The sequence below is a fragment of the Nocardia sp. NPDC004568 genome, assembly GCF_040609955.1.
In the GTDB taxonomy this organism is placed as follows: Bacteria; Actinomycetota; Actinomycetes; order Mycobacteriales; family Mycobacteriaceae; genus Nocardia.
Window position 1 is genome coordinate 1 of record NZ_JBEXLL010000186.1, and the last position, 1553, is coordinate 1553.

The 1553-nt window shown below is 63.8% G+C and carries 1 pseudogene; it reads right to left on the reverse strand.

The window, feature by feature from the left end:
- Positions 1–151: 151 nt before the first annotated feature.
- Positions 152–385, reverse strand: a pseudogene (locus ABZV91_RS32450) (Tn3 family transposase); the annotation flags it as partial.
- Positions 386–1553: the final 1168 nt, after the last annotated feature.

A 1553-nucleotide genomic window follows, 5' to 3' on the forward strand; every position in this document is an offset into this window, starting at 1 on the left:
CCGTTCAACGCCACGCAGATGGCTGGGCTGCCGCGCATAGGCACCGAATCCCCACTCAGGTGACAGGGGCATCCAGGGAACACCCGGGGTTCGGGGGTCAGCCGGGGGCGGTCCGGCACCGTGCCGGCGGATCGAGGTCGAGCACCCCCGATCAGAACAGGGTGTCGCGGACGCGCAGTGGCCGGTACCCGGTAGGCCCGAGCTGGGCCAGCTCGGCGTCGATGTCGACCTCGATCGCGCCGAAGAAGTTCACGTTCTCGCTGTGTGCCGGAGACACGTGAGCCAATACCTCGTCGTCGACCCGGCGGCCCTCACGTCGCATCTGCTCCACTGCCAGACCGAAATATTCTGTCGTCCAAGCGATGACCGCGTTCGTGGCCAGCGATCTGATGCGGCGATCGGGTCTCGCGCAGAATCTTCTGCCCCGGATGGTTCCAGCTCTTCGGTCGGGCTGTCGGTGCGTGTGGAATTTATAACTTATAATGGGGCGATGAAATCGGGGTGCGCACCCGTGGTGTTGCTTGGCGGGGCGTATATTGCGTTGTGTTGCTTGCGGTTGGTTCAGGACACCACCAACCGTGACGGCGCGGGGGCGCACGTCTCATGCGCTGGTCTCGACGGCCCGTGCACGGTGTGGTTCAGCCGCGAGGTGGACCGCCCGACCGCTATGGTGCGGGGGACCGAGGTGCGGTTGAAGTCGGTGGGACCCGACTTCGTTGAGGTAGAGGCGGCCCGTATGTGGGGGTGGTCGTGGACGACGACCACCCGTGTCCCTATCGATGGCAAGGGAGTGTCCGGCGAGTTCGCGGGCCCACATTGGATGGGGGTCGTGGACTTCGCGGCCGGTCATGTCACTGTCGAGTTCCAGATGGCTCGCCTTGCGTAGCCGGGCACGTTCTGGGGCAGAGGCGCACCGCAGCTGCCGTGTCGTCCGGAACTATGCTGTTCATTAATCGATCGGTTTCTGCACAAGGGTCTACCGGTCCGTAGTCAGACGCCCGGGTCGGGCCCAGCGTGGGCCGGCCGTACACGGGGCTGCGCCCGTATGGAATGCCGAATCGGTGTTTCCCCTGGCGTTCATCGTTTTTACCGCAGTAATGATGGTTGCCTACACCCGGCCCTTGTTACGAATTCGGCCCGCAGTCGGCGAGTGATCCCGGACGGACTCTGGGGATAGCCTGCTGATCAGGGAAGGTTTGCTGCGCTCGGCCTCCGCAGGTAGAGTTTCTGGCCAACGGGCAATACCTGTGCCCGCGGAAGCCCCAACCACAACGGTGGGGCTTTTTCCGTATCCAGCGAGGCCCTTGGCGATTCCGCGGGTTCTGGCGGTCCTCGCAACACCTACGAGTTGTAGGAGTTGCGAGGACCGTGGCATTTCGAGTGTCTGATGGGTTGAAGCAGAGGTTTTTCGACCGCCTCGATGTGGTGGGCAGTGTGACGGTCGCTGCCCGAGAGGTAGTGACTGGGCCCCGATGGCGGATCCACCGATCATGCGAGTTGCGGTTGGTTGAACTCGGTCGGTGTCCATCGCTGCCGGAACGCTTCGGGAGTGA